At 72.7% G+C, this 25,777-nt stretch carries 18 protein-coding genes; 4 read left to right on the forward strand and 14 right to left on the reverse strand.

Features of this window, described 5'->3' with window-relative positions:
* Positions 1-26: 26 nt before the first annotated feature.
* Positions 27-956 carry a proline dehydrogenase family protein gene (locus PV364_RS11845; RefSeq protein ID WP_319659799.1) on the reverse strand — a complete coding sequence of 310 codons (930 nt, stop codon included), beginning with the start codon at positions 954-956 and terminating at the stop codon, positions 27-29.
* A 125-nt stretch (positions 957-1,081) separates the two neighbouring features.
* On the opposite strand from PV364_RS11845, the gene PV364_RS11850 reads away from it, so the two are divergent.
* Together PV364_RS11850 and PV364_RS11855 are read left to right on the forward strand one after the other, a co-directional pair.
* Entirely contained in the window at positions 1,082-2,281 is a 1,200-nt protein-coding gene (locus PV364_RS11850) for a PucR family transcriptional regulator (protein WP_319659800.1), read from the forward strand.
* Between the two features lie 130 nt (positions 2,282-2,411).
* Positions 2,412-3,722 carry a glycosyltransferase 87 family protein gene (locus tag PV364_RS11855; RefSeq protein WP_319659801.1) on the forward strand — a complete coding sequence of 437 codons (1,311 nt, stop codon included), beginning with the start codon at positions 2,412-2,414 and terminating at the stop codon, positions 3,720-3,722.
* On the opposite strand, the gene serA is transcribed toward PV364_RS11855, so the two are convergent.
* From serA to PV364_RS11885, 6 genes are all read right to left on the reverse strand, one after another.
* Positions 3,706-5,295, reverse strand: coding sequence for a phosphoglycerate dehydrogenase (gene serA / locus PV364_RS11860; RefSeq protein ID WP_319659803.1), 1,590 nt, complete (start codon positions 5,293-5,295; stop codon positions 3,706-3,708). The two genes, PV364_RS11855 and serA, sit on opposite strands and share 17 nt — an antisense overlap.
* Positions 5,296-5,544: 249 nt before the next feature.
* On the reverse strand, positions 5,545-6,543 hold the full coding sequence (gene ilvC / locus PV364_RS11865) for a ketol-acid reductoisomerase (protein ID WP_319659805.1): 999 nt from the start codon (positions 6,541-6,543) through the stop codon (positions 5,545-5,547).
* Positions 6,544-6,619: 76 nt separating this feature from the next.
* Positions 6,620-7,147 carry an acetolactate synthase small subunit gene (ilvN, locus tag PV364_RS11870; protein ID WP_319659806.1) on the reverse strand — a complete coding sequence of 176 codons (528 nt, stop codon included), beginning with the start codon at positions 7,145-7,147 and terminating at the stop codon, positions 6,620-6,622.
* 32 nt (positions 7,148-7,179) lie between these two features.
* Complete coding sequence (locus PV364_RS11875) at positions 7,180-9,057, reverse strand: acetolactate synthase large subunit (RefSeq protein ID WP_319659807.1); 1,878 nt, start codon at positions 9,055-9,057, stop codon at positions 7,180-7,182.
* A 212-nt stretch (positions 9,058-9,269) separates the two neighbouring features.
* Entirely contained in the window at positions 9,270-12,092 is a 2,823-nt protein-coding gene (locus PV364_RS11880) for an EAL domain-containing protein (RefSeq protein WP_319659808.1), read from the reverse strand.
* Between the two features lie 282 nt (positions 12,093-12,374).
* The gene (locus PV364_RS11885) at positions 12,375-13,328 is read right to left on the reverse strand and encodes a 2-hydroxyacid dehydrogenase (RefSeq protein WP_319659809.1); all 954 of its coding nucleotides are present in this window, start codon (positions 13,326-13,328) and stop codon (positions 12,375-12,377) included.
* A gap of 56 nt (positions 13,329-13,384) precedes the next feature.
* Here PV364_RS11885 and PV364_RS11890 point away from each other — a divergent pair, with 56 nt between their 5' ends.
* On the forward strand, positions 13,385-14,377 hold the full coding sequence (locus PV364_RS11890; RefSeq protein ID WP_319659810.1) for an aldo/keto reductase: 993 nt from the start codon (positions 13,385-13,387) through the stop codon (positions 14,375-14,377).
* A 70-nt stretch (positions 14,378-14,447) separates the two neighbouring features.
* Positions 14,448-15,656, forward strand: a complete 1,209-nt coding sequence (locus PV364_RS11895; RefSeq protein WP_415924546.1) for a PQQ-dependent sugar dehydrogenase — start codon at positions 14,448-14,450, stop codon at positions 15,654-15,656.
* A gap of 159 nt (positions 15,657-15,815) precedes the next feature.
* Here the strand turns inward: PV364_RS11895 and PV364_RS11900 are convergent, their stop codons facing one another.
* The 7 genes from PV364_RS11900 to gatA all read right to left on the reverse strand — a co-directional run bounded on the left by PV364_RS11900 (position 15,816) and on the right by gatA (position 25,776).
* Positions 15,816-18,863, reverse strand: a complete 3,048-nt coding sequence (locus PV364_RS11900; protein ID WP_401978965.1) for an AAA family ATPase — start codon at positions 18,861-18,863, stop codon at positions 15,816-15,818.
* A gap of 50 nt (positions 18,864-18,913) precedes the next feature.
* Positions 18,914-19,165 (reverse strand): hypothetical protein, encoded by a 252-nt coding sequence (locus PV364_RS11905; RefSeq protein ID WP_319659813.1) that lies wholly within the window; start codon positions 19,163-19,165, stop codon positions 18,914-18,916.
* Positions 19,166-19,281: 116 nt separating this feature from the next.
* Positions 19,282-19,944, reverse strand: a complete 663-nt coding sequence (locus PV364_RS11910; RefSeq protein WP_319659814.1) for a hypothetical protein — start codon at positions 19,942-19,944, stop codon at positions 19,282-19,284.
* A gap of 17 nt (positions 19,945-19,961) precedes the next feature.
* Positions 19,962-22,166, reverse strand: coding sequence for an MMPL family transporter (locus PV364_RS11915; RefSeq protein ID WP_319659816.1), 2,205 nt, complete (start codon positions 22,164-22,166; stop codon positions 19,962-19,964).
* Between the two features lie 255 nt (positions 22,167-22,421).
* Positions 22,422-23,930 carry an Asp-tRNA(Asn)/Glu-tRNA(Gln) amidotransferase subunit GatB gene (gene gatB / locus PV364_RS11920; protein ID WP_319659819.1) on the reverse strand — a complete coding sequence of 503 codons (1,509 nt, stop codon included), beginning with the start codon at positions 23,928-23,930 and terminating at the stop codon, positions 22,422-22,424.
* 24 nt (positions 23,931-23,954) lie between these two features.
* A complete protein-coding gene (locus PV364_RS11925; protein ID WP_319659821.1) occupies positions 23,955-24,194 on the reverse strand; it encodes a hypothetical protein in 240 nt (79 codons plus the stop codon).
* Positions 24,195-24,282: 88 nt separating this feature from the next.
* Positions 24,283-25,776 carry an Asp-tRNA(Asn)/Glu-tRNA(Gln) amidotransferase subunit GatA gene (gatA, locus tag PV364_RS11930; protein WP_319659823.1) on the reverse strand — a complete coding sequence of 498 codons (1,494 nt, stop codon included), beginning with the start codon at positions 25,774-25,776 and terminating at the stop codon, positions 24,283-24,285.
* Position 25,777 lies beyond the last annotated feature (1 nt).

The raw sequence follows: 25,777 nt of genomic DNA on the forward strand, positions 1-25,777 counted from the left end.
CTTGTGTCCTTGGGGGTGGCGGGAAGTCAGCGGGTGGGGAGGAAGGACCGCAGGAAGAAGGCCAGGTTCGCCGGCCGCTCCGCGAGCCGGCGCATGAAGTACCCGTACCAGTCTGCGCCGTACGGGACGTAAATGCGCATGCGCTCGCCGTCCTCCGCCAGCCGCCGCTGCTCGGCGGTGCGGATGCCGTAGAGCATCTGGAACTCGTAGGAGCCCTGCTTGCGGCCGTTGCGGTGGGCCAGTTCCTGGGCGATCGCGATCAGCCGCGGGTCGTGGGAGCCGACCATCGGGTAGCCGTCGCCCGCCATGAGGATCTTCAGGCAGCGCACGTAGGCCCGGTCGACCTCGGTCTTGTCCTGGAGGGCGACGGAGGCAGGCTCCTTGTACGCTCCCTTGACCAGGCGGACCCGGGAGCCGGCGACGGCGAGGCGGCGGGCGTCGTCCTCGGTGCGGAAGAGGTAGGACTGCAGCACCGCGCCCGTGCCCGGGTGGCGCTCGCGCAGCTCGGCGAGGATCGCCAGCGTGGAGTCGACCGTGGTGTGGTCCTCCATGTCGAGCGTGACGGTGGTGCCGATCTCGCTCGCCAGCTCGGCGACCGGACGGACGTTCTCCAGGGCGATCTCGTGACCGCCCACCGGCAGCGCCTGGCCGAAGGCAGAGAGCTTCACGGAGACCTCGGCCCGGGTGCCGGCGCCCTCCTCGCGCAGCGCCTCCAGCAGCCGCAGGTACGCGTCCCGGGTCGCCACGGCCGTCGCCTTGTCGGTGACGTCCTCGCCCAGGTGGTCGAGGGTGACCTCCAGGCCGGACGAGGTCAGCGACCGCACGGTCTCCATGGCGGGCGCCAGTTCGTCGCCCGCGATGAAGCGGTTGACGACCGGACGGGTGATCGGCGCGCCCGCGACGACGCGGCGCATACGGTCGCTGCGCGAGGCGGCGAGCAGTACGGGACCCAGCACGGTCTCCTCCTGGAGCAAGGGCTGCCCAGGGGACAGGCAGCGTCGTCCGTGAAATCTAGGGTTCGCCTACCCCGTCGGCCATCGACACCTGTCACGCGTCGGAACGGCGTCCCTCATACAGATGTATGAGGGAGAATGACGGCGTGCGCGGTGACTACCAGGAGCTGGTCGACGAGGTGTCGGCGCTCCTCGGCGCCCCCGCGACCCTGGAGGACCGGGACTTCCGGCTGATCGCCTTCGGCGCGCACGACAGCGAGGACGACGCGGTGATGGACCCGGTCCGCACCCGTTCCATCCTGACCCGGCGCTCCACCGCCGAGGTCCGCGCCTGGTTCGAGCGGTTCGGCATCGCGCGCGCCACCGGCCCCGTACACATCCCCGCCGAGACCGACGCCGGGGTCTTCCGGCCCCGGCTCTGCCTGCCGGCCCGGCACGGCGGTGTCGTGCACGGCTACGTGTGGCTGCTGGACAGTGCCGGGCACACCGCCGCGCAACTCGCCGCGGCCATGGAGGTGGCCGCCAGGATCGGCGCGCTGCTGGCCGCCGAGTCCCGGGCCGGCGCCGACGCGGGACGCGCCCTGGCCGCCCTGCTCACCGCCCGTCCCGGCCGCGGACGGGACGGCGCCCGCGAGGAGTTGCGGGCGGCTCTCGGCCCCGACGCGGAGGAGGTGCACGCACTGGTGTGCGTGCTGCCGTGGCGATCCGGCGACGCGGACGGGGCCGGGGCGCCGGGACCGCGGACGGTGCCGGGCGCGGCGGCCTTGTGCGTACTGCCTCCGGGCGACATCGAGGGCCTGCCGCTGCCCGGGCTCGCGGCGCTCGTGCGGCTGCGGTCGGCGTCCGTCCCGGCCCCCGCCGTGAGCGCCGCCGGCCGGCTGCTGGAGGGAAACGGCACCGGACAGGCGCCGACGGCCGCCCGGGCCGGGGTCAGCGCACCGCGCCAGGGGCTGGACGCGCTGCCCGGCGCCTGGCACGAGGCGGTGGCCGCGGCCCGGGCCGCCCGGGCCCAGCCGCGGCTCGGCCCGGTCGCCGAATGGGGCGCGATCGGCCCGTACCGCACGCTCGCCGCGCTGCCGGCCGGCGCCCTCGACCCGGCCGTACGGCCGCTGCTGGAACCCTCGCACGCCGAACTCGCGCGCACCGCCGAGGTGTTCCTCGACTGCGCGGGGCAGGCCGGGCGCGCCGCCGCTGAGCTGCGGATCCACCGGCAGACCCTGTACTACCGGCTGTCGCGCGTCGAGCGGCTCACCGGGCTGGACCTGGACGACGGCGAGGACCGCCTGCTGCTCCACATGGCCCTCAAGACGGCACGCCTCGGCGACTGACCCGACTGTTGCCGACCGAAGGGGGCACAAGTAACGTGGCGCGGCCAGGGACGTTCGATCAACGCGCGGCGGACGCGGGGGGAACCGGCGCCAGGCGCGGCGGACAGCGGGACAAGGGGATCGGGAACCGGTGACTCATTCCACGGAGGCGTTCGGGCGCGAGCACACGGCCCTGCCGGGCACATCCGCGAAGGACTCCGCCCCCTGGTCACGACCGGACCGCCGGCTGGTGCTCTCCCTCCTGCTCCTGGCGCTGTCCCTGGCGGCCTTCACCGCCCTGTGCCTGTCGATGTCCGTGCCGATGGCCGACATGCAGGTGTACCGGGCCGAAGGCGCGGCCGTCGTGAACGGCACGGACCTGTACGGCTTCACGGTCACCGAGTGGAACCTGCCGGCGACCTACCCGCCCTTCGCCGCGATGCTGTTCGTCCCGACGACCTGGCTGCCGGTCCTCCTGCTCAAGCTCGCCTTCATGGCCGGCAACCTGGCGCTGCTCGGCCTGCTCGCCCACCTGTCGTGCCGGTCCGCCAACTGGCCGCGGGCGCGCGGCTCGCGCTGGACCGTGGTGGTGCTGGCGATGGCCCTCGGACTGTGGCTGGAGCCGGTGTTCCAGACCATGCTGTACGGCCAGATCAACCTGCTGCTCGCGGTCCTGGTGCTGTGGGACCTCAGCCGGCCGGCCGGCGCCCGGGGCAAGGGCGTCGCCATCGGCATCGCGGCCGGCATCAAGCTCACCCCGGCGATCTTCGCCGTCTACCTGCTGCTGACCGGCCGCCGCAAGGAGGCCGCCGTGGCGGGGGCGAGCTTCGCCGGTACGGCGCTGCTGGGCGCGCTGGCCCTGCCCGGCGCGACCGTCGACTACTGGACCCGCGCCATCTTCGACACCAGCCGGATCGGCAAGGTCTGGATCGTCGACAACCAGTCGCTGCAGGGGCTGGTGGCGCGTGCCCTGCACACCCCGCACCCGGGGATGGTCTGGGCGGCGTCGGCGTTCGCCGTGGCCTGCGCGGGGACGGCGCTGTCGGTGTGGCTGGGGCGGCTGGGCCGCGAGGACTGGGGCGTGGTGTGCTGCGCCGTGACGGCCCTGCTGATCACGCCGATCAGCTGGTCCCACCACTGGGTGTGGTGCGTGCCGCTGCTGATCCTGCTGGCCGCGGACGCCCCGCGCTGGGTGCTGCGGGTGACCGCCGTGGTGTTCCTCGCCCGCAGCCTGTGGATCGTGCCGAAGGCCGGCGACCTCGACCTTCACCTGGCCTGGTGGCTGCAGCCGTTCGCGTCCCCGTACCCGGTGCTGGGGCTGCTGTTCCTGGTGGCGGTGGCCGTCCGCTTCCGGCCCTCCTCCCCCGACGTCGCGGCCGCGACGCGGCAGGGGCGGCCGTCCCGGATCTCCCAGGCCGGCCGCCCCTCGCGGAACGAAGCCGCGATCAGTTCTCGAGATTGACCGCGCGCGCCGACGTGGCGCCGATCTCCGCGGCGATGTCGCCCAGCACCGGCGCCGGGATGGCCGTGTCGACCGTCAGCGCCACCAGGGCCTCGCCACCGGCCTCGTGACGGGCCACCTGCATGCCGGCGATGTTGACGCCCGCGTCGCCCAGGACGCGGCCGATGGTGCCGACGACACCGGGCCGGTCGGTGTAGCGGAGGAAGGCCATGTGGTCGGCGAGGACCAGGTCCACGTCGTCGTCGCCGACGGCCACGATCTTCTGGATGTGCTTGGGGCCGGCCAGCGTGCCCGACACCGCGACCTCGGTGCCGTCCGACAGGGTGCCGCGGACGGTGACCAGGTTGCGGTGGTCCGGGGACTCGCTGCTGGTGGTCAGGCGCACCTCGACACCGCGCTCCTGCGCGAAGAGCGGGGCGTTGACGTAGGACACCGTCTCGTCGACGACGTCCTCGAAGACGCCCTTGAGCGCGGACAGCTCCAGCACCTTCACGTCGTGCTGGGTGATCTCGCCGCGCACCTCGACGTCCAGTCGCACCGCGACCTCCCCGGCCAGGGCGGTGAAGATGCGGCCCAGCTTCTCGGCGAGCGGCAGGCCCGGGCGCACGTCCTCGGCGATGACGCCGCCCTGGACGTTGACCGCGTCCGGCACGAGCTCGCCGGCCAGCGCGAGGCGCACCGAGCGGGCGACGGAGATGCCCGCCTTCTCCTGGGCCTCGTCGGTCGAGGCGCCCAGGTGGGGGGTGGCCACCACGTTGTCGAACTGGAAGAGCGGCGAGTCGGTGCACGGCTCCTTGGCGTACACGTCCAGGCCCGCGCCGCCGACCCGGCCCTCCTTGAGCGCCGCGAACAGCGCCTCCTCGTCCACGATCCCGCCGCGCGCGGCGTTGACGATGCGGACGTGCGGCTTGACCTTGCGCAGCGCCTCGTCCCCGATCAGGCCGACCGTCTCGGGGGTCTTGGGCAGGTGCACGGTGATGAAGTCGGAGACCTCCAGCAGCTCGTCGAGGCTGAGGATCTTCACGCCCATCTGGGCGGCGCGCGCGGGCTGGATGTAGGGGTCGTAGGCGACGATCTTCATGCCGAAGGCCGACATGCGCTGCGCGACCAGCGCGCCGATGCGGCCGAGGCCGACCACGCCGAGGGTCTTCTCGGCCAGCTCGACGCCGGTGTACTTGTTGCGCTTCCACTCGCCCTGCTTGAGCGCGGCGTTGGCCGGGGCGATGTTGCGCGCGACGGAGATGAGCAGGCCGCAGGCGAGCTCGGCGGCGGTGACGATGTTGGAGGTGGGCGCGTTGACGACCATGACGCCGGCCTTGGTCGCGGCGGAGACGTCGACGTTGTCGAGGCCCACGCCCGCGCGGGCCACGACCTTGAGCTTGGGGGCGGCGGCGACGGCCTCGGCGTCGACCTTCGTGGCACTGCGGATCAGGATGGCGTCGGCATCGGCGATCGCGCTCAACAACTCGGCTCGGTCCGCGCCGTTGCAGTGCCGGATCTCGAAGTCCGGCCCCAGGGCCTCGACGGTGGCGGGAGAGAGCTCTTCGGCGATGAGTACGACGGGGTTGCTCACGTGAGTCCTCACTAGTCCCTGGCCGGCGGCCGCGTCCCGACGGCCGAAGGCGGTGGAGGGGAGATGGCATGCCGCGTGGAGACGCACGACGCTGTGAGCCTGACGCGCTTGTTAAGGGAGTGTATCGGCGGCGGGCGCCGCATCCTGCGCCATCGCGGAAGGATCACCCGCACGAGGGTGTACGAGGTGGCCAAAGCGGACGGTCCCGGGGGCGCGGAGCCTCCGGGACCGTACAAACCGCTGAAGGCATTACGCCTCTTCGTCCACCCAGCTCATCAGCTTGCGCAGCTTCTTGCCGGTGGTCTCCAGCAGGTGGTTCTCGTCGGCCTTCTTGTACTCGTTGTACTTCGGCAGGCCGGCGTTGTACTCGGCGATCCAGTTGTTGGCGAAGGAGCCGTCCTGGATCTCGCCGAGGATCTTCTTCATCTCGGCCTTGGTGGCGTCGGTGATGATCCGGGGGCCGGTGATGTAGTCGCCCCACTCGGCGGTCTCGGAGATGGACCAGCGCATCTTCTCCAGGCCGCCCTCGTACATCAGGTCCACGATGAGCTTGAGCTCGTGCAGGCACTCGAAGTACGCGATCTCCGGCTGGTAGCCGGCCTCGGTCAGGGTCTCGAAACCGGCCTTGACCAGGGCGGTGGTGCCGCCGCAGAGCACCGCCTGCTCGCCGAACAGGTCGGTCTCGGTCTCCTCGGTGAAGGTCGTCTTGATGACGCCCGCACGGGTGCCGCCGATGGCCTTGGCGTAGGACAGCGTGAGCGCGAAGCCGTTCCCGGTCGCGTCCTGCTCGACGGCCGCGATGCACGGGACGCCGCGGCCCTCCTCGTACTGGCGGCGCACCAGGTGGCCGGGCCCCTTGGGGGCGACCATGCACACGTCGACACCGGCCGGCGGCTTGATGAAGCCGTAGCGGATGTTCAGGCCGTGGCCGAAGAACAGCGCGTCGCCGTCCTTCAGGTTGTCCTTGACGGACTCCTCGTACACCTTGGCCTGGATCGGGTCCGGGACCAGGATCATGATGACGTCGGCCTCGGCCGCGGCCTCGGCCGGGGTGACCACACGCAGGCCCTGCTCCTCGGCCTTGGCCTTCGACTTCGAGCCCTCGTGCAGACCGACGCGCACGTCGACCCCCGAGTCACGCAGGGACAGCGCGTGGGCGTGGCCCTGGCTCCCGTAGCCGATGACCGCGACCTTGCGGCCCTGGATGATGGACAGGTCGGCGTCGTCGTCGTAGAACAGCTCGGCCACTTGGGGTCTCTCCTTGGGATCTCGCGGGGTGCCCACACAGTACGTCCGTGGGCGCGGAACTAGTCTTGCGGTCTCGCTATGCGGTCCGGTCGAGGGCACGCAGGGAGCGGTCGGTGATCGAGCGGGCGCCGCGGCCGATCGCGATCGTGCCGGACTGGACGAGCTCCTTGATGCCGAAGGGCTCCAGCATCTTCAGCATGGCCTCCAGCTTGTCGGCGCCGCCGGTGGCCTCGATGGTGACCGCCTCCGGGGAGACGTCGACGGTCTTGGCCCGGAACAGCTGCACGATCTCGACGATCTGGGAGCGCGACTCGTTGTCGGCGCGCACCTTCACCAGGACGAGCTCGCGCTGGACGGCGGAACCGGGCTCCAGCTCGACGATCTTCAGCACGTTGACGAGCTTGTTGAGCTGCTTGGTGACCTGCTCCAGAGGGAGGTCCTCGATCACGTTCACCACGATGGTGATACGGGAGATGTCGGGGTGCTCGGTGGTGCCGACGGCGAGGGAGTCGATGTTGAAGCCGCGGCGGGAGAACAGGGCGGTGATCCGGGCGAGGACACCGGGCTTGTTCTCCACCAGGACGGAGAGCGTGTGCTTGGACATGTCGCGTCGTTCCTCTGCTTCTCTCTCGGTCCTCAGTCGTCCGCCGCGTCGCCGAAGTCCGGACGGACGTCGCGGGCGGCCATGATCTCGTCGTTGGAGGTGCCGGCGGCGACCATCGGCCACACCATGGCGTCCTCGTGCACGATGAAGTCGACGACCACGGGGCGGTCGTTGATCGCGTTGGCCTTCTCGATGACCTCGTCGAGGTCGGCGGGGTCCTCGCAGCGCAGGCCCACGCAGCCCATGGCCTCGGCGAGCTTCACGAAGTCCGGCACACGGGTGCCGCCCCGCGGGCTCTCGCTCGCCCCCGTGTGGGAGCCGCTGCCCGCGTTGGTCTCGCCGCCGTGCAGGACGGTGTTGGAGTAGCGCTCGCTGTAGAACAGCGACTGCCACTGGCGGACCATGCCGAGGGCGCCGTTGTTGATGATGGCGACCTTGATGGGGATGTTGTTCAGCGCGCAGGTGACCAGTTCCTGATTGGTCATCTGGAAGCAGCCGTCGCCGTCGATCGCCCACACGGTGGAGCCGGGCATACCGGCCTTGGCGCCCATCGCGGCGGGCACGGCGTAGCCCATGGTCCCGGCGCCGCCGGAGTTGAACCAGGTGTTGGGGCGCTCGAAGGAGATGAACTGCGAGGACCACATCTGGTGCTGGCCGACGCCGGCGGCGAAGAGGGTGCCCTCCGGGGCCAGCTCGCCGATGCGCTGGATGACCTGCTGCGGGGACAGGCTGCCGTCGGCGGGCAGGTCGTAGCCGAGCGGGTAGGTGTCGCGCAGGCCGTTGAGCAGCTTCCACCACTCGGTGTAGTCGCCGCGGTGGCCGGCGTCGTGGTCGGCCTGGACGGCGACGATCAGGTCGGCGAGGACCTCGCGGGCGTCACCCACGATCGGCACGTCGGCGACCCGGTTCTTGGAGATCTCGGCCGGGTCGATGTCGGCGTGGACGATCTTGGCGTACGGGGCGAAGGAGTCCAGCTTGCCGGTGACCCGGTCGTCGAAGCGGGCGCCGAGGGCGATGATCAGGTCGGCCTTCTGCAGCGCCGCGACGGCGGAGACCGAGCCGTGCATGCCGGGCATGCCGACGTGCTGGGTGTGGCTGTCGGGGAAGGCGCCCAGCGCCATCAGCGTGGTGGTCACCGGGGCGCCGGTCAGTTCGGCGAGGATGCGCAGCTCGGCCGTGGCGCGGGCCTTCAGGACGCCGCCGCCGACGTACAGCACCGGGCGCTTGGCCTCGTTGATCAGCCGGGCGGCCTCACGGATCTGCTTGGCGTGCGGCTTGGTCACCGGGCGGTAGCCGGGCAGGTCGGTGACCGGCGGCCAGGAGAACGTCGTCTGCGCCTGCAGGGCGTCCTTGGCGATGTCGACCAGGACCGGTCCGGGGCGGCCGGTGGAGGCGATGTGGAAGGCCTCGGCGATGGTCCGCGGGATGTCGGCGGCATCGGTGACCAGGAAGTTGTGCTTCGTGATCGGCATGGTGATGCCGCAGATGTCCGCCTCCTGGAAGGCGTCGGTGCCGATCGCCTTGGACGCCACCTGGCCGGTGATCGCGACCATGGCGACGGAGTCCATGTGGGCGTCGGCGATCGGGGTGACGAGGTTGGTGGCACCGGGACCGGAGGTGGCCATGCAGACACCGACCCTGCCGGTGGCCTGCGCGTACCCGGTGGCGGCGTGTCCGGCGCCCTGCTCGTGACGGACCAGGACGTGGCGCACCTTGGTCGAGTCCATCAGCGGGTCGTACGCCGGAAGGATCGCGCCACCCGGGATGCCGAACACCGTGTCGGCGCCGACCGCCTCCAGCGAGCGGATGAGGGACTGGGCGCCCGTGACGCGCTCGGCGGTGACGGGCTGCGGCGCGGCGCCGCGGGCCCGCGGCTGCGGGTGGTGGGCCCCGGTGGCCTGCTCGGTCATCTGCTTCTCATCTCTCAGAAGTTTGAGGGTGGAGAGGGTGGTATGTCTGGATCCCAGGCAACAAAAAACCCCTCGTGCCCAGGGGCAAGCGAGGGGAGCGCGTCGGTGCATTCCACGAGGCGGGATGGGGCCCCGGGTCAGCCGACGCGCTTTCCAAGTACGAGAATTCGGGTGCGCATGGCACTGACCTTCCTCCTCGGGCCTGCGGGGTGTCAAGCGGGTGGGACGGGCGTCTCAGCATTCGAGAGAACCTCGTCCGGGACGCGTGTGCCGTGTGCGGGGGTCCTGCCGCCGGCCAGGAGCGCCGTCTCGCCGGGGACGGGGTAGCCGCCGCGGGTCAGCGAGGAGCGCAGCCGGTGCTCGTCCAGGGGTCCCGAGAATGCCATGCCCTGCCCGTGCGTGCAGCGCATCTCGCGCAACGCGAGCACTTGCTCGGGGCGGTCCACCCCCTCGGCCACCGACCGGATGCCGAGATCCTCCGCGATGCCCAGCAGACCTGCGGTGATCTTGCGCAGCCGGGCGGACTCCGCGACTCCCTCGGTGAGGCTCCGGTCCAGCTTGAGGACGTCCAGCGGCAGCCGTCGCAGGGCGTTCATCGGCGCGTAGCCGGTGCCGAAGCCCTCCAGGGCGATACGTACGCCGAGACGGCGCAGCGCGGTCAGCCGGCGCTCCAGCTCGTCGAAGGAGATGCGCGGGTCCTGGTCGGCGAGCTGCAGCACCAGGGCGCCCGGCGGCAGCTCGTACTGGTGGAGCAGCGCCTCGATGTCCTTGGTGGGCAGCTCGCGGTGCATCAGCCGGCGGGTGGAGAGCCGGACGGCGACGGGGACCGGGAGGCCCGCCGTGTGCCGCTGGGCGGCCTGGCGCACGGCCTCCTCCAGCAGCCAGCGGGCCAGCTGGGAGGTGCGGTCGGTGTCCTCGGCGACCCGGAGGAACTCCGCGGGGGTGAAGAGGATGCCCTGGGCGGAGCGCCAGCGGGCCTGTGCCTCGACTGCGGTGACCTCGCCGCTGCACAGGTCGACCACCGGCTGGTGGAGCAGCGCGAACTCGCCGTCGCGCAGCGCCGAGCGCAGGCGTCCGGCCAGCTCGGCGCGGCGCACGACCTCGGCCTGCATGGCCGGTGCGTACATCTCCACCCGGCCCTTGCCGGCCTGCTTGGCCCGGTACATCGCCAGGTCGGCGTTGCGCAGCAGCTCGCCCGGGCTGACGCCGGCGTCGGCGAAGGCGACCCCGATGCTGGCGGCCACCCGCACCTCCGTGCCGTCCACGCGGTACGGCTCGGACAGCGCGGCCCGCAGCCGGTCGGCCACCTCGTGCACCTGGTACTCGCGCAGATGGCGGTCGGCGCTGGTGCCGCAGATGAGGGCCGCGAACTCGTCGCCGCCGAGACGGGCCGCGGTGTCGCCGGCGCGCACCGATTCCTGGAGCCGGCGGGCGGCCTGGACGAGCAGCTCGTCGCCGGCCTGGTGGCCCACGGTGTCGTTGACCGCCTTGAAGCCGTCGAGGTCGATGAAGAGCACCGCGGTGGTGCCGGGCTCGCCGTCGCCCGAGCGGCGGCCGCCGAGCGCCTGCCGGATGCGCTCGGTGAACAGGGCGCGGTTGGGCAGGTCGGTGAGCGGGTCGTGCGAGGCGTTGTGCTGCAGTTGCGCCTGCAGCCGGACGCGCTCGGTGACATCGCGGCTGTTGAAGATCAGGCCGCCCTGGTAGCGGTTGACGCTGGACTCGACGTTGAGCCAGCTGCCGTCGCCGTGGTGGATGCGGCACTCGATGCGGGTGGCGGGCTCCTGCGCGGGATGCGCGGCCAGGAAGCGGCGCACCTCGTGCAGTACGCGCCCGAGGTCGTCGGGATGGATGTGGGAGGCGAACTCCGTGCCGACCATCTCCTCCGCCTCCCGCCCGTACACACCCGTGGCGGCGGGGCTGACGTAGCGCAGCACGCCGGTGGGCGAGGCGATCATGATGACGTCGCTGGAGCCCTGCACCAGGGACCGGAAGTGGTTCTCCTTCTGGGCGAGCTCCTGGGCGAGGGAGATGTTGTCGAGCAGCATGATGCCCTGGCGCACCACCAGGGCGAGGACCACGGTGCAGCCGGCGAAGAGCACCACGCGGTCGATCTTCCGGCCGTCGATGGCGTTGTAGAGGATGCCGAGCACGCAGACCGCGGCGGCGAGGTACGGCGTCAGCGCGGCCAGGGAGCCGCTCGCGCGGCGCGGCTGGGGCGCGGGGCGCCGCTCGACGGTCTTCTCCCGGCTGCCCACCCAGGGCGCGTACGCCAGCAGCATGCTGCCCGCGAACCAGCCCGCGTCGAGGATCTGGCCGGAGCGGTAGTGCTCGCGCAGCAGGGGCGAGGTGAACAGGGCGTCGCACAGCACGGTCAGGGCGAGCGAGGCGATGGCCGTGTTGACCGCCGCGCGGTTGGCCGAGGAGCGCCGGAAGTGGAGCGCCAGCACCATGCTGACCAGCAGGATGTCGAGCAGCGGGTACGCCAGCGACAGGGCGATGCGCGCGGTGCTGCGCCCTTCCCACAGCGCGGCCTGGGCCAGGGCCAGAGTCCAGGACAAGGTGAGCAGCGACCCGGCGATGAGCCAGGCGTCCAGCCCCAAGCAGACCCAGCCGGCCCGGGTGACCGGGCGCTTGGCGAGCACGAGCAGGCCGATGATCGCGGGCGGGGCGAAGAGCAGGAAGCAGAAGTCGGCGAGCGAGGTGCGCGGCACGTCCTCGCGCAGCACGACCTCGTACCAGCCCCAGATGCCGTTGCCGAGCGCGACCATGGCGGAGGAGACGGCGAACAGCACCCAGGCGGGCCGCTGCCGGCGGGCCACGGTGCGGACGTACGCCAGGCACGAGACGGTGGCCGCCAGGGCGGCGCCGGAGAGCCCGAAGTCCCCCATCACCACGGCCAGCTCCGCGGAGCCCCATCCGAGGGCGGCACCGGTCGCGTAGCCGCCGCAGAGCACGGCCACGACGAGCTGCGGCAGGAGCGCCGCCCGGCCGTCCGGGACCGCCGCCCCCGCGAGAACCGCCCCTTGGGCACTCACGGCGTCGTCCGGGAATGCCGTGAGCGCTCCCGGCGTGGTGTGCCGTGGTCCCGCTTCCGGTGCTCTCTCCATTGGCCGCACATCGCCCGTCGCCCCCCATCAAGTCCTGAGCCGTCCCGCGCCCGTTCGCGGCATTCCATGCCACGCCGGTCGCGTTCCCCCAATCCGGGACGATACACCAGAGCGGTCACTCAGGGACATAGTTCCTCTACACAGCGTGACCGGCAAGAGGATCCGGAGGGGCTTTCAGTCACCGGGTGCCACAAGGGAGTTAAGGGCCCGTCAGGTCGTGGTCACGATGTTGGCCAGGTTCTCGCCCGCCGCGAACCGGCGCAGCTGCTCGCGCAGCAGCAGCTTGGCCCGGGGAAGGAAGGCGGACGTACTGCCGCCGACGTGCGGGCTGATGAGGACGCCGGGGGCGTGCCAGAGCGGATGCCCGGCGGGCAGCGGCTCGGGGTCGGTGACATCGAGTGCCGCCCGCAGCCTGCCGGTCGTCAGCTCGGCGACCAGGGCGGCTGTGTCCACCACGGGCCCGCGGGCGACGTTCACCAGGAGGGCGCCGTCCTTCATCCGGGCCAGGAACGCGGCGTCCACCAGCCCCCGGGTGGCCTCGGTCAGCGGGGTGGACAGGACGACCACGTCGGCCGCGGGCAGCAGCGCGGGCAGGTCCCCCAGGGCGTGCACCGGGCCGCGCGGGGAGCGGCGGGCCAGACGGGCGACGCGGACCACGTCGCACTCGAAGGGGGTGAGCCGGTCCTCGATGGCGGCGCCGATGGAGCCGTAGCCGACGATCAGGACGGTCCTGTCGGCCAGGGCCGGGTAGAAGCCGTCGTGCCACTCCTCGGCGTCCTGCCCGCGCACGAAGCGCGGGACACCCCGCAAGGACGCCAGGGTGAGCGTCAGGGCCAGCTCCGCGGTGCTCGCCTCGTGCACACCGCGGGCGTTGCACAGGCGCACGCCGGACGGGAGCGCGGGCAGGTGCGGCAGCACGTGGTCCACGCCCGCGCTGAGCGTCTGCACCACCTGAAGACCCGTCATCCGCGGGAGCGGGCGGCCGACGACCTCCGCGCCCTTCATGTACGGCACGACGTAGAAGTCCGCCTCCGCCGGGTCGCCGGGGTAGTCCTCGGCGCCGTCCCAGAAGAGGTAGTCCACGGTGTCGGGGAGCCCCTCGATGCCCTCGGCGGGGATCGGCAGCCATGCGGTGGGTCGGTGGTTCCGGGTGATGTCAGCCATGGTCAGGAGGCTATGACACAGTGGGGCGGCGCGAGAGGTCAGCGGAGGTCATCCAAGTGGAGCGCAGGACGGTCGGGGCGGCGGCTCTCGAGGTGGGCGCCGTGGGACTGGGGTGCATGCCGATGAGCTGGGCGTACACCACCTCGCAGCAGGACGGGGAAGCGTCCTTGCGGACCGTGCACGCGGCGCTCGACCGGGGGACGACCCTGCTGGACACCGCGGACATCTACGGTCCGTTCACCAATGAGCTGCTGCTGGGGCGGGTGCTGAAGCAGCGCCGGGACGAGGTGTTCGTCTCCACCAAGGGCGGGCTGCTGGTGGGCGAACAGCACCTGGTGGCCAATGGGCGGCCCTCCTATGTGCGGCGGGCCTGCGACGCGTCGCTGCGGCGGCTGCAGACGGACGTGATCGACCTCTACCAACTGCACCGGGCCGATCCGGAGGTGCCGGTCGAGGAGACCTGGGGCGCGATGGCGGAGCTGGTCGCGGCCGGCAAGGTGCGCGCGCTGGGCTGGTGCGCGGTGGGCGCGCGGGCGGCTCGCCGCGCCGGGTCCCGGACGTACGACGAGACGCTCGCCCATCTGCGCCGGGTGCAGCAGGTGTTCCCGGTCAGCTGTGTGCAGGCCGAGCTGTCGGTCTGGTCGCCCGAGGCGCTGGCCGAGCTGCTGCCCTGGTGCACGCAGCGCGGGATCGGCTTCATGGCGGCGATGCCGCTGGGCAACGGCTTCCTGACCGGCACCCTCACCCCGGGCCAGGGCTTCGAGCGGGACGACTCACGGGCCCGGCATCCGCGGTTCACCGCCGAGATGATGGCCGCGAACCAGCCGATCGTGGCGGGGCTGCGCCGGGTCGCCGAGGCGCACGGCGCGACGCCGGCGCAGGTGGCGCTGGCCTGGGTGCTCGCGCAGGGGCCGCAGGTGGTGCCGGTGCCGGGGGCCAAGCGGGAACGGTGGGCGGCAGAGAACGCCGGGGCGGCCGAACTCACCCTGACCACGGAGGACTTCAACGAGATAGCCGGCCTGCCGCCGGCGCGCGGCTCCTGGGACTGAACGCGCGGCCCTCCCGCTTTCCCGCCACGGCGGGAACCCGCAACGGCCGGGCGGTGTAGTGACAGATGTGATGTGCTGGAAGTCCGTGCCGCAGGACCACCGGGAGGGAAGCGTGGGACGCCGTGCCGCCGTCGTCACCGCCGCGCTGGCCAGTGCCGCGCTGCTGACGACGGGATGCTCGTCCGCCGGGGACCCGTTGACGCCCCCGGCGACCTCCGCCCCTGCCTCCTCCTCGGCCGCCCCGGCCCCGCCGCCCGGCGGCGCGGAGGCGCCCGCCGCGCCCGCCAAGGGCTCGGCAGAGGTCGTCGGCACCGTCGCGACCGGGCTGAACACCCCGTGGGGCGTGGCCGTCCTGCGGGACGGCGGGCTGCTGGTCGCCTCGCGCGACACCGGCAGGATCGCCCGGGTGGACCCGGACACCGGCCGCACGACCCTGGCGGGCACCGTGCCCGGGGTGTCCTCGGGCGGCGAGGGCGGCCTCCTCGGGCTGGCGGTCTCCCCCGGCTTCGCGACCGACCACCTGGTGTACGCGTACTTCACCACCGACTCCGACAACCGCATCGCCCGCATGCTGTACGACCCGGCGAAGCCCGCCGGTGAGCAGCTCGGCGCCCCCGACACCATCGTGCGCGGCATTCCGCACGGCGCCATCCACAACGGCGGCCGGATCGCCTTCGGCCCGGACGGCATGCTGTACGCGGGCACCGGCGAGAGCGGCGACCGGGGCCTGGCCCAGGACAGGAAGTCCCTCGGCGGCAAGATCCTGCGCATGACCCCGGACGGCGAGCCGGTGCACGGCAATCCCGAGGCGGACTCGCTCGTCTACTCCTACGGCCACCGCAATGTGCAGGGCCTGACCTGGGACGCCCAGGGGAGGTTGTGGGCCTCGGAGTTCGGCCAGGACACCTGGGACGAGGTCAACCTCATCGAGCCGGGAAAGAACTACGGCTGGCCCGTCGTCGAGGGCCTCGCCCACCGCGCGGGCTACGCCGACCCGATCGCCACGTGGCACACCGACGAGGCCTCGCCCAGCGGCATCGTCTGGGCCAAGGGTTCCTTGTGGATGGCCTCGCTGCGCGGCGCCCGGCTGTGGCGCATCCCGCTGGCGGGCACCAAGGCGGCGGCGAAGCCGCAGGCCTTCCTCGTCGGCACGTACGGGCGGCTGCGCACGGTCGTGGCCGACCCCGACGGCGATCTGCTGCTGACGACGAGCAACACCGACGGCAGGGGTGAGCCCCGCAAGGGCGACGACCGCATACTGCGGCTGAAGGTCGGCTGACGGCGCCACCCCGGCGGTGCCGTGTTCGGCGCGCCGCAGGAGCTGTTCGTGCCGTGACGACGGCACACCGAGGACGGGCGCAGCGGCTGGAGCCGGCACGGGACGAGGCCGGCGACGCCGATCCGGGCCGCGGAAGCCGGGGGCGGAAGCCGGGGCGGGTCAAGCCCGTACGTCGGGGAAGAGGCGCAGGCGGTGGGCGAGGGCGGCGGCCTCACCGCGGCCGGAGACGCCGAGCTTGGCCAGGATGTTGGAGACGTGCACGCTCGCCGTCTTCGGCGAGATGAACAGCTCCTCGGCGATACGGCGGTTGGTCCAGCCCGCGGCGACCCTGCGCAGCACCTCGCGTTCCCGCGTCGTGAGGCCGAAGGGCTCCGGCTCCTCCCCGGGCGGCTCGGCGGAGTGGGTCCCCGGATCGTCCAGCGCGAGGCGTCCGCGCCGGGCGAGGAGTTCCACGGCCTCGGTCAGCGGCGCCGCACCCAGGGCCGCGGCCGCCTCACGGGCCTGACGGAGCAGTACGGCCGCGTGGTCGCGGGCCTCGGGACCGCCCTCGGCGAGCAGCGCCTCGGCGTGCCGCAGCCGTACCTGGGCGAGCGGATGGGGACGGTCCAGCGCGCCGAACGCCTCCTCGGCGGCCGCCCAGGGCGCGGGGTCGGTGCCGCCCTCGGCGCGCGTCAGTTCGGCGTCGACCAGCTGGGCGTACGCCGCCCACACCGGGGCGAGGCGGGGCAGCCGGGACGCGGCGCCGCGGATGAGCGCGAGCGTCGCGGCCCGGTCGGCGTCGGCGCCCGGCAGGCCCAGCGCGTCGGCCTCCACGGCGGCGGCGGTGTGCAGCAGGGGCCAGGCGTACCGGTGGACGGCGGCCGGGAAACCGGCGGCCAGCGCGGCGCGCACCTCGGCACGGGCTTCGAGGAAGCGCCCGCGTCCGGCCGCCACGGCCACCGTCAAGTGGCGCAGCGGCACGGTGTTCTGCGGCTGGTGGTCCTGGGCGCCCAGGTGCTCCCGGGCAGCGGCGATCCGGGCCTCGGCCGCCGCGTGGTCGCCGCGCAGGACGGCGACGTGGGCCAGGAGCATCGCCGCCCAGCCGAGATAGAGCGCGTGCTCGGAGGTGTCGCGGCCGTGGGTGGCCAGGGCTGCCGCCTCGTCCCAGCGGCCGAGGGCGAGCAGGGACTCGGCCTCGTTGGCCGCGGCGAAGGCGGCACCGTCGCGCAGTCCGTGGCACCTGGCGTTCTCGACGCCCCGGCGTGCGACGGCCACGGCCTCCTCGGAGCGGCCCACCGTCTCCAGCGCGGCCGCCAGGTTGGCGTCCGCGTTGACCACGAGGCCGGCGTGGCGTCCTGAGGCCGCCGCCTGCTCACGTGCCGCGGTGAGCTCGGCCAGGCCGCCGTCCGCGTCGCCGCAGGCGCCGCGCAGGACGCCCAGGGTGATGCGGGCGCGCAGCTCGGTCTCCTCCGCCCCGACGAGCCGGGCCAGTTCGGCGGCGCGCTCCGCGGTGCTGATGCTCTCCGGCCCCGGGTCGTGCAGCATGCCCCAGCCCGCGGCGGTCTCCAGCACCTCTGCGTGGACGGGTGACGGCGGCAGCCCCTCGACCAGTTCCTCGGCGCGGGAGATCTCCGCCCATCCGTCACCGCGCCCCATCGCCGCCATCAGCCGCGACCGCTGGATCCAGAACCAGGCCGCGCGCAGCGGGTCGTCGTCCCGCTCCAGCAGGCGCAGGGCGCGCTTGGTGACGTCGTACGCGCCTTCGCGGTCGGCACTGAGACGGGCGGCGACGGCGGTCTCGGCGAGCAGGTCGAGGTAGCGCAGGGGCGTGCCGGCGGGGTCGCAGCCGCACGGGGGGTAGACCTCGACGTAGTCCATCGGCCGCAGTGCCGCGCGGACCTCCCGCGGGGCGTCGTCCCACAGTTCCAGGGCGCGTTCGAGCAGGCCGTGCTGCTCGGCGTAGGCGTGCCGGCGCCGCGCCTCGACCGAGGCGCGCAGCACGGCGGGCAGCGCGCGGGTCGGGTCGTGGGCGTGGTACCAGTAGCTCGCGAGCCGGGCGGGCAGCTCGTCGGCCGGTACGAGGGCCGGCTCGGCCTCCAGCGCCTCGGCGTACCGGCGGTTGAGGCGGCTGCGCTCGCCGGGCAGCAGGTCGTCGCCGACCGCCTCGCGGACCAGCGAGTGCCGGAAGCGGTAGCCGTCGCCGTCCTCGGTCGGTATGAGGATCTTGGCGCCGACGGCGGACCGCAGCGCCTCCAGGAGTTCGTCCTCGCCGAGCCCGGCCACGGCGGCGAGCAGTGAGTGCTCGACGGTGGAGCCGCCCTCGGCGACGACGCGGGCGACCCGCTGCGCGGTCTCGGGCAGCGTCTCCACGCGCACCAGCAGCAGGTCGCGCAGGCTGTCGCTGAGTCCGGTGCGGCAGCCCTGGGTGATGCTGCAGGCCAGTTCCTCGACGAAGAAGGGGTTGCCGTCGGAGCGTGCGAAGACCCGCTCGACCAGCGACGGCGTGGGCTCGGCGGCGAGGATGCCGGCGACCTGGGCCCGCACCTCGGCCCGGCTGAAGCGGGACAGCTCGATGCGCTCGACGGTGCGCATGCGGTCGAGTTCGGCGAGGAAGGGCCGCAGCGGGTGGCGGCGATGGATGTCGTCGGAGCGGTACGTGGCCAGGACGACCAGCCGTCCGCGGGACGCCGATCGCAGGAGGTAGGCGAGGAGTTCGCGGGTGGAGCGGTCCGCCCAGTGCAGGTCCTCCAGGGCGATGACGAGGGTGCGGTCCTCGGACAGCCGCTCCAGCAGGCGCGCGGTGAGGTCGAACAGCCGGGCGCGGCCGTCCTCGTCGTGCCGCTCCCGCGGTGCGTCGGGGCCGTCGGCCCGTCCGATCCCGGGGAGCAGGCGCGCCAGTTCGCCCTCGCGGCCCGCCGCGGCGGCGATCAGCTCGGCGCCCAGCTGCCGGTGCAGGGCCCGCAGGATCGTGGCGACGGGGGCGAACGGCAGTCCGTCCGCGCCGATCTCCACGCAGCCGCCGACGGCGGTGACCGTGCCGGGACCACAGGCCGCCGCGAGGAACTCCTCCACCAGCCGGGTCTTGCCGACCCCCGCCTCGCCGCCGATGACCAGCGCCTGCGGCTCGCCCGCGTGAGCGCGGGCGAGCGCGGAGGCGAGCCGGGTCAGTTCGCGGTCACGACCCACGAACACCGGGCTGACGGACTGGTTCTGCACGGTCCCGAGCATCGCACGGGGGTCCGACAGAGCGGTACCGGATTGCGCCGGCACCACGACGGTCATCCGGCCGCCCCCAGTCCGCGCAGCCGCCTCCCGCGCCGGGCCGGCCCGTCGGGCCGGGGCCCCGCTTCGTGGGGGGCGGCCTCGGTGCCGCCGCGGCGCGCGGTCCGGCGGGCCTCGCGCGTGGCCCGGCGCGCCGCGCGTGCCAGGCGGAACTCCTCGGCCTCGCGCAGCAGTTCCTCGCTGCGGGCCCGGCCGAGCATCTCGTGCAGGTACATCGCCGACTCCTTGGGGACGGGGCGGATGGTCAACCGGCTTCCTTCTCCGGTGACTTCAGCCTCGTCCCCAAGGCGGGGGCGCCGCATCGGGCAACCTCCCAGGCTTCGGCGGCCGGGATGCCTTAGGCGGCTCCGGCAGGTGCCCAGGTTCAGCCGCCGCTGCCGGCGGGGGCGGTCGCGGCGGGCACGGTGGGCAGTGAGGCGAACAGGTCGAAGTACATGCCGACCGCTATGAGCAGGCCCAGGACGCCCAGCACCAGACCGCCCCAGGCGAGGGCGCGCGTCCACGGCGCGGAGTCGCGCACGGCGAGCAGCACGACCCCGGCGACGATGAGGGCCACCAGCGCGAAGCCGCCGTTGACCGCGGCCACGGTGTGCCACGGCGCGGCGTATATCTGGTTGATCTGCTCGGCGGGGCTCGCGGAGGAGGCGCCGATCTGCCCGACGAGCTCACGGCGGGCGGACAGGACGGTGCCCATCCAGGTGCCGGTCAGGGAGACCAGGCCGAGGGCGGCGCCCACGACGGCCGCGGCGCCCGGCAGGACGGCGGAGGAACGGGCGGCGGGGGCGTCCCCGTTCCCCTCGTCCGCGGCGAGCCCGTCGTCCTCGTCGGTGTCCTCGTCGTCGGCGTCGGCGGCGTCCTCGGCATCCTCGGCATCCTCGACGGGCGCCGCGTTCCCGGTGGCCTTGGTGCTCTCGGTGCTCGTGCTGTTCTCGATGCGCGCGTTCTTCTCGGCGGCGTCGTCTGACACGGTCTCCACGGCGTCGGTGGTCGTGTCTGTTGCCGCGTCCGCGGTCTTGATGGTCTCCATGAGCGGCAACCGTAGGGTCAAATTCTGAGAACTTCCTGAGAATCAGCGCTTTCGGGCCCATCGGCACCGGAGCAAGTGCCTTGCGGGCCCTCGATGCAGATCCGCGGCAGGCGCCGGTCCAGCCATTCCGGCAGCCACCAGTTCCACCGCCCCGTCATGTGCATCAGCGCCGGGACCAGCAGCGTCCGCAGGACGAAGGCGTCCAGGGCGACGGCGGCGGCCAGGCCGATGCCGAACATCGCGATGACCCGGTCACCGCTGAGGACGAAGGCCAGGAAGACGGAGACCATGATGACCGCGGCGGAGTTGATCACGCGGCTGGTCTCGGCCAGTCCGACCCGGACGGCACGGCGGTTGTCGTGCGTCTCCCGCCACTCCTCGTACATGCGGCTCACCAGGAAGACCTGATAGTCCATCGAGAGCCCGAAGAGCACCGAGATCATGATCACCGGCAGGAAGGGCTCGATCGGCCCCGCGGCCCCGAGCCCCAGCAACTCGCTGCCCCAGCCCCACTGGAAGACCGCCACCACGATGCCGAAGGAGGAGGCGACCGCGGCGATGTTCATGACCGCCGCCTTCAGCGGGATGCCGATGCTGCGGAACGCCAGCAGCAGGAGCACGCAGCCGAGTCCGACGACCGAGCCGACGAACAGCGGGAGTTTGCCGACGATCACCGAGGCGAAGTCCGCGTAGCCCGCGGTGACACCGCCGACGTAGACCTGCAGCGAGCTGCCCTCGGTGGCCTCGGGGATGACGTCCTGGCGCAGGTGGGCGACGAGCCGGTCGGTGGCCTGGTCCTGCGGGGCGGTGGTCGGGACGACGTCCACGACGTTGAGCCCGTTGCCGTGCTGCGCGGACTCCGGGTGGACCGCGGCGACGCCCTCGGTGCGCCGCAGCACGTCGGTGAGCCGTTCCAGGGCCGCCCGGTCGGCCGCGTCGCCGGACGTGGCGACCAGTTGCAGCGGCCCGTTGAAGCCGGGCCCGAAGCCGTCCGACAGCATGTCGTACGCCTGCCGGGTGGAGGTCCCCGCGGCGTTGTTGCCCTGGTCCGAGGCGCCCAGGTGCAGGGACATGGTGGGCACGGCCAGGAGCAGCATCACGGCGGCGGCGACCGCCCCGAGGATCCGGGGGTGCCGCTCGACGAAGGCGGACCAGCGGGCGGCGAAGCCGGTGGGCAGCTCCGGCGAGGCGCCGTGTTCGGCGAGCCGGCGCCGTTCCCGGCGACTGAGCGCCCTCGTGCCGATCACGCCGAGCAGGGAGGGAAGCAGCGTCACCGAGGCGGCCACGGTGAGGATCACGGTCAGCGAGGCGGCGACGGCGACGCCGTTGAGGAAGGACAGCCGCAGGATCAGCATGCCGAGCAGCGCCACGCACACCGTGCCGCCCGCGAAGACCACCGCCCGCCCGGTCGTGGCGACCGCCTTCTCCGCGGCCTCGCGCACCGCCAGGCCCTGTTTCAGCCCCCGGCGGTGCCGGGTGACGATGAACAGGGCGTAGTCGATGCCGACACCCAGTCCCACCAGCATGCCGAGCATCGGCGCGAAATCGGCCACCCGCATCAGGTGGCCGAGCAGTTCGATGGCCATGTACGCGGTGCCCACGCTGACCAGCGCGGTGATGATCGGCAGGAACATCGCGAAGAGCGAACCGAACGCCAGCAGCAGCACCACGGCCGCGACGGCGACGCCCACGACCTCGCTGATGTGTCCGCCGCCGCCCTCGGTGAGCGCGATGGCGCTGCCGCCCAGCGCGACCGTGGTGTCCGCGTCGGCGGCCGCCTTCGCGGTGTCGACGACCTTCCGCACCTCGTCCGCGTGCAGTTCCTCCGACGGCTGGTCGAACATCACCGTGGCGTACGCGGTACGGCCGTCCCGGCTGATCTGCTCGGCGCCCTGGGCGCCGTACGGGCCGGTGACCGAGGCGACCCCGGGGAGCGCCGCGACCTCCTCCAGGGCTCCGGTCAGCCGTTCCTTGACGGGCGCCGCGCTGACGGTGCCCCGGACGGTGTGCCAGACGATGGTGTCGCTGTCGCCCGAGGACCCGGGGAACGCCTCCTTGAGCAGGGCGGTCGCCCTGCTGGAGTCCGTGCCCTTGATGTCGTAGTCGTTGGAGTACGCGGAGCCGGCAACGAGTGCCGCCCCGGACAGGCCGACGAGGGCGGCCAGCCACAGGACGACGACGAGGAGACGGCGGTCGAGGCACCATCGGGCCAGTGCAGCCATATCTGCTCTTCCCTGGAGGTTGCGCGGATCTTTCCGGGAGCAGAAGGCCCCACGAAGAACACCACGTTCGCCCTCGACTGAACCAGGAAGAAGTGATCGTTTGCCGCTTTCGTGCGCCTAATCACACCTCTTGATGGGAATTTAACTCGGCCCTACACGCCGCGGACCTGCGACGACGCCGAAGGGGCGGACCCCCGCCCACGGGAGCCCGCCCCTTCCTGCGATGCCGTGCCGGCCATTTCGGCCGCGCCGGGATCAGCCCTGCACGCCGAGCTTCTCCAGCACCAGTTCGCGGACACGCTTGGCGTCCGCCTGGCCGCGGGTGATCTTCATGACGGCGCCGATGAGGGCGCCGGCCGCGGCCAGGTTGCCGCCGCGGATCTTGTCGGCGACCGCCGCGTTGGCCGCGATGGCCTCGTCGACGGCCGCGCCGAGCGCACCCTCGTCCGAGACGACCTTCAGGCCCCGCTTGTCGACGACCTCGTCCGGGCCGCCCTCGCCGTCCAGCACGCCCTCGATGACCTGGCGGGCCAGCTTGTCGTTGAGCGAGCCCTCGGCCACCAGCGCCGACACCCGGGCCACCTGGGCCGGCGTGATCGGCAGCGCGGTCAGCTCCACGCCGTCCTCGTTGGAGCGGCGGGCCAGCTCGCCCATCCACCACTTGCGGGCGGAGGCCGCGTCGGCGCCCGCCTCGATGGTGGCGACGATCGGGTCGATCGCGCCCGCGTTGAGCACCGACTGCATCTCGTGGTCCGAGATGCCCCAGTCCTCCTGGAGGCGCTTGCGGCGCACGCGCGGCAGCTCGGGGAGGCCCGCCCGCAGTTCCTCGACCCACTCCCGGGCCGGGGCCACCGGGACGAGGTCGGGCTCCGGGAAGTACCGGTAGTCCTCCGCCTCCTCCTTGATGCGGCCGGAGGTGGTGGAGCCGGTGTCCTCGTGGAAGTGCCGGGTCTCCTGCACGATCGTGCCGCCCGAGGAGAGCACCGCGGCGTGGCGCTGGACCTCGAAGCGGACGGCCCGCTCGACGCTGCGCAGCGAGTTCACGTTCTTGGTCTCGCTGCGGGTGCCGAACTTCTCCCGGCCGATGGGGCGCAGCGACAGGTTCACGTCGCAGCGCATCTGGCCCATCTCCATGCGTGCCTCGGACACGCCCAGCGCCTTGATCAGCTCGCGCAGCTCGGTGACATACGCCTTCGCGACCTCGGGCGCGCGCTCACCGGCGCCCTCGATCGGCTTGGTGACGATCTCGATCAGCGGGATGCCGGCGCGGTTGTAGTCCAGCAGCGAGTGCGAGGCGCCGTGGATCCGGCCGGTGGCGCCGCCCACGTGGGTGGACTTGCCGGTGTCCTCCTCCATGTGGGCGCGCTCGATCTCCACGCGGAAGACCTCGCCGTCCTCCAGCTGCACGTCGAGGTAGCCGTTGAAGGCGATCGGCTCGTCGTACTGGGAGGTCTGGAAGTTCTTGGGCATGTCCGGGTAGAAGTAGTTCTTCCGGGCGAAGCGGCACCACTCGGCGATCTCGCAGTTGAGCGCGAGGCCGATCTTGATGGCGGACTCGACGCCCGTCGCGTTGACGGCCGGGAGCGCGCCGGGCATGCCCAGGCACACCGGGCACACCTGGCTGTTCGGCTCGGCGCCCAGGGTGGTGGAGCAGCCGCAGAACATCTTCGTCTTGGTGCCGAGCTCGACGTGGACCTCAAGGCCCATCACCGGGTCGTAGGACGCGAGCGCGTCCTCGTAGGACACCAGGTCCGTGACGGTCACAGTTCGATACCTCTCAGTTCCCCGTCAGGATGACAAGACGTCGTCGTCGCCGAGCCGCCGCAGCTGGCGGACCAGCAGGGCGACGCCGGTCGCGATCGCCGCGGCGCTGACGACCGCGTCGATCAGCAGCAGCGTGTCGCTCTCGGCCCGGCCCTTCTTCACCTGCCGCGCCACGCTCACCGCGCCGAAGAGCGTGGTACCGATCGACAGGTACGTGCCGGACTTGCTCTTCTTGAAGCCCTTGGCCTTCTCGAGCTTGCTCACTGCGCCTCCTCGCTCGCTTCTCCGCCCGCACGGCGAAGAGGTGCGGCTTTCGTGGTCGTCTGCGGGCCGGCGGCCGTGCGTGCGACGCTCACAGGATCGGTGCCTCCTCCAGCAGCGGGTGCCCCCAGCGTGCGGTGAAGGCCGCCTCGACGGCCGCACCGACACGGTAGAGCCGGTCGTCGGCCATGGCCGGGGCGATGATCTGCAGCCCGACCGGGAGACCGTCCTCGGACGCGAGGCCGCAGGGCACCGACATGGCGGAGTTGCCCGCCAGGTTGGCCGGGATGGTGCACAGGTCGGCGAGGTACATCGCCATGGGGTCGTCCACGCGCTCCCCGATCGGGAAGGCGGTGGTCGGGGTGGTCGGCGAGATCACCACGTCGACCTGCCCGAAGGCACGCTCGAAGTCCCGCGAGATCAGGGTGCGGACCTTCTGGGCGCTGCCGTAGTACGCGTCGTAGTAGCCGGAGCTGAGCGCGTACGTGCCGAGCATGATGCGGCGCTTGACCTCGGGGCCGAAGCCGGCCTCGCGGGTGAGGGCGGTGACGTCCTCGGCGCTGCGGGTGCCGTCGTCGCCGACCCGCAGGCCGTAGCGCAGGCCGTCGAAGCGGGCCAGGTTGGACGAGGCCTCGGACGGCGCGATCAGGTAGTACGCGGCGAGCGCGTACTGGAACGACGGGCAGGACAGCTCCACGACCTCGGCGCCGAGCTCGCGCAGCAGCTCCACGGAGTCGTTGAACCGCTCCATGACGCCGGCCTGGTAGCCCTCGCCCGCGAACTCCTTGACGACGCCGACCCGCAGGCCCCTGACGTCGCCGTTGCGCGCGGCCTCCACGACCGGCGGGACCGGCGCGTCGATGGAGGTCGAGTCCATCGGGTCGTAGCCCGCGATGACCTCGTGCAGCAGCGCGGCGTCCAGGACCGTGCGGGCGCAGGGTCCGCCCTGGTCCAGGGAGGAGCTGAACGCCACCATGCCGTAGCGGGAGACACCGCCGTAGGTCGGCTTGACGCCGACCGTGCCGGTGACGGCGGCCGGCTGGCGGATGGAGCCGCCGGTGTCGGTGCCGATGGCCAGCGGGGCCTGGAAGGAGGCGAGGGCGGCGGAGGAGCCGCCGCCGGAGCCGCCGGGGATCCGGGTGAGGTCCCACGGGTTGCCGGTCGGGCCGTAGGCGCTGTTCTCGGTGGACGACCCCATGGCGAACTCGTCCATGTTGGTCTTGCCGAGGATGACGATGCCGGCCTGCCTGAGGCGGGCGGTCAGCGTCGCGTCGTACGGCGGGATCCAGCCCTCGAGGATCTTGGAGCCGACGGTCGTCGGGATGCCCTTGGTGGTGAAGATGTCCTTCAGGGCCAGCGGGACGCCCGCGAGGGGGCCCAGCTTCTCGCCTGCGGCACGCTTGTCGTCGACGGCCTTGGCCGCCTTCAGGGCGCCCTCGGTGTCCACGTGCAGGAAGGCGTGCACCTTCTCGTCGACCGCGGCGATGCGGTCCAGGTGGGCCTTGGCGACCTCGACGGCGGAGGTCTCGCCGGAGGCGACGGCGGCCGCGGTCTGCGCGGCGGTGAGCCTGGTCAGTTCGCTCATC

It is taken from the genome of Streptomyces sp. MI02-7b (assembly GCF_033793585.1).
Lineage (GTDB): Bacteria > Actinomycetota > Actinomycetes > Streptomycetales > Streptomycetaceae > Actinacidiphila.

Bases quoted from the DNA above. Each gene is read 5' to 3' on its own strand.
- PV364_RS11850 (WP_319659800.1), top strand. From the start codon at position 1,082: ATGAGGGAGAATGACGGCGTGCGCGGTGACTACCAGGAGCTGGTCGAC.
- PV364_RS11875 (WP_319659807.1), bottom strand. From the start codon at position 9,057: ATGACCGAGCAGGCCACCGGGGCCCACCACCCGCAGCCGCGGGCCCGC.
- ilvN (WP_319659806.1), bottom strand. From the start codon at position 7,147: ATGTCCAAGCACACGCTCTCCGTCCTGGTGGAGAACAAGCCCGGTGTC.
- gatA (WP_319659823.1), bottom strand. From the start codon at position 25,776: ATGAGCGAACTGACCAGGCTCACCGCCGCGCAGACCGCGGCCGCCGTC.
- PV364_RS11895 (WP_415924546.1), top strand. From the start codon at position 14,448: ATGTGCTGGAAGTCCGTGCCGCAGGACCACCGGGAGGGAAGCGTGGGA.
- PV364_RS11915 (WP_319659816.1), bottom strand. From the start codon at position 22,166: ATGGCTGCACTGGCCCGATGGTGCCTCGACCGCCGTCTCCTCGTCGTC.
- PV364_RS11885 (WP_319659809.1), bottom strand. From the start codon at position 13,328: ATGGCTGACATCACCCGGAACCACCGACCCACCGCATGGCTGCCGATC.
- PV364_RS11910 (WP_319659814.1), bottom strand. From the start codon at position 19,944: ATGGAGACCATCAAGACCGCGGACGCGGCAACAGACACGACCACCGAC.
- PV364_RS11900 (WP_401978965.1), bottom strand. From the start codon at position 18,863: ATGCTCGGGACCGTGCAGAACCAGTCCGTCAGCCCGGTGTTCGTGGGT.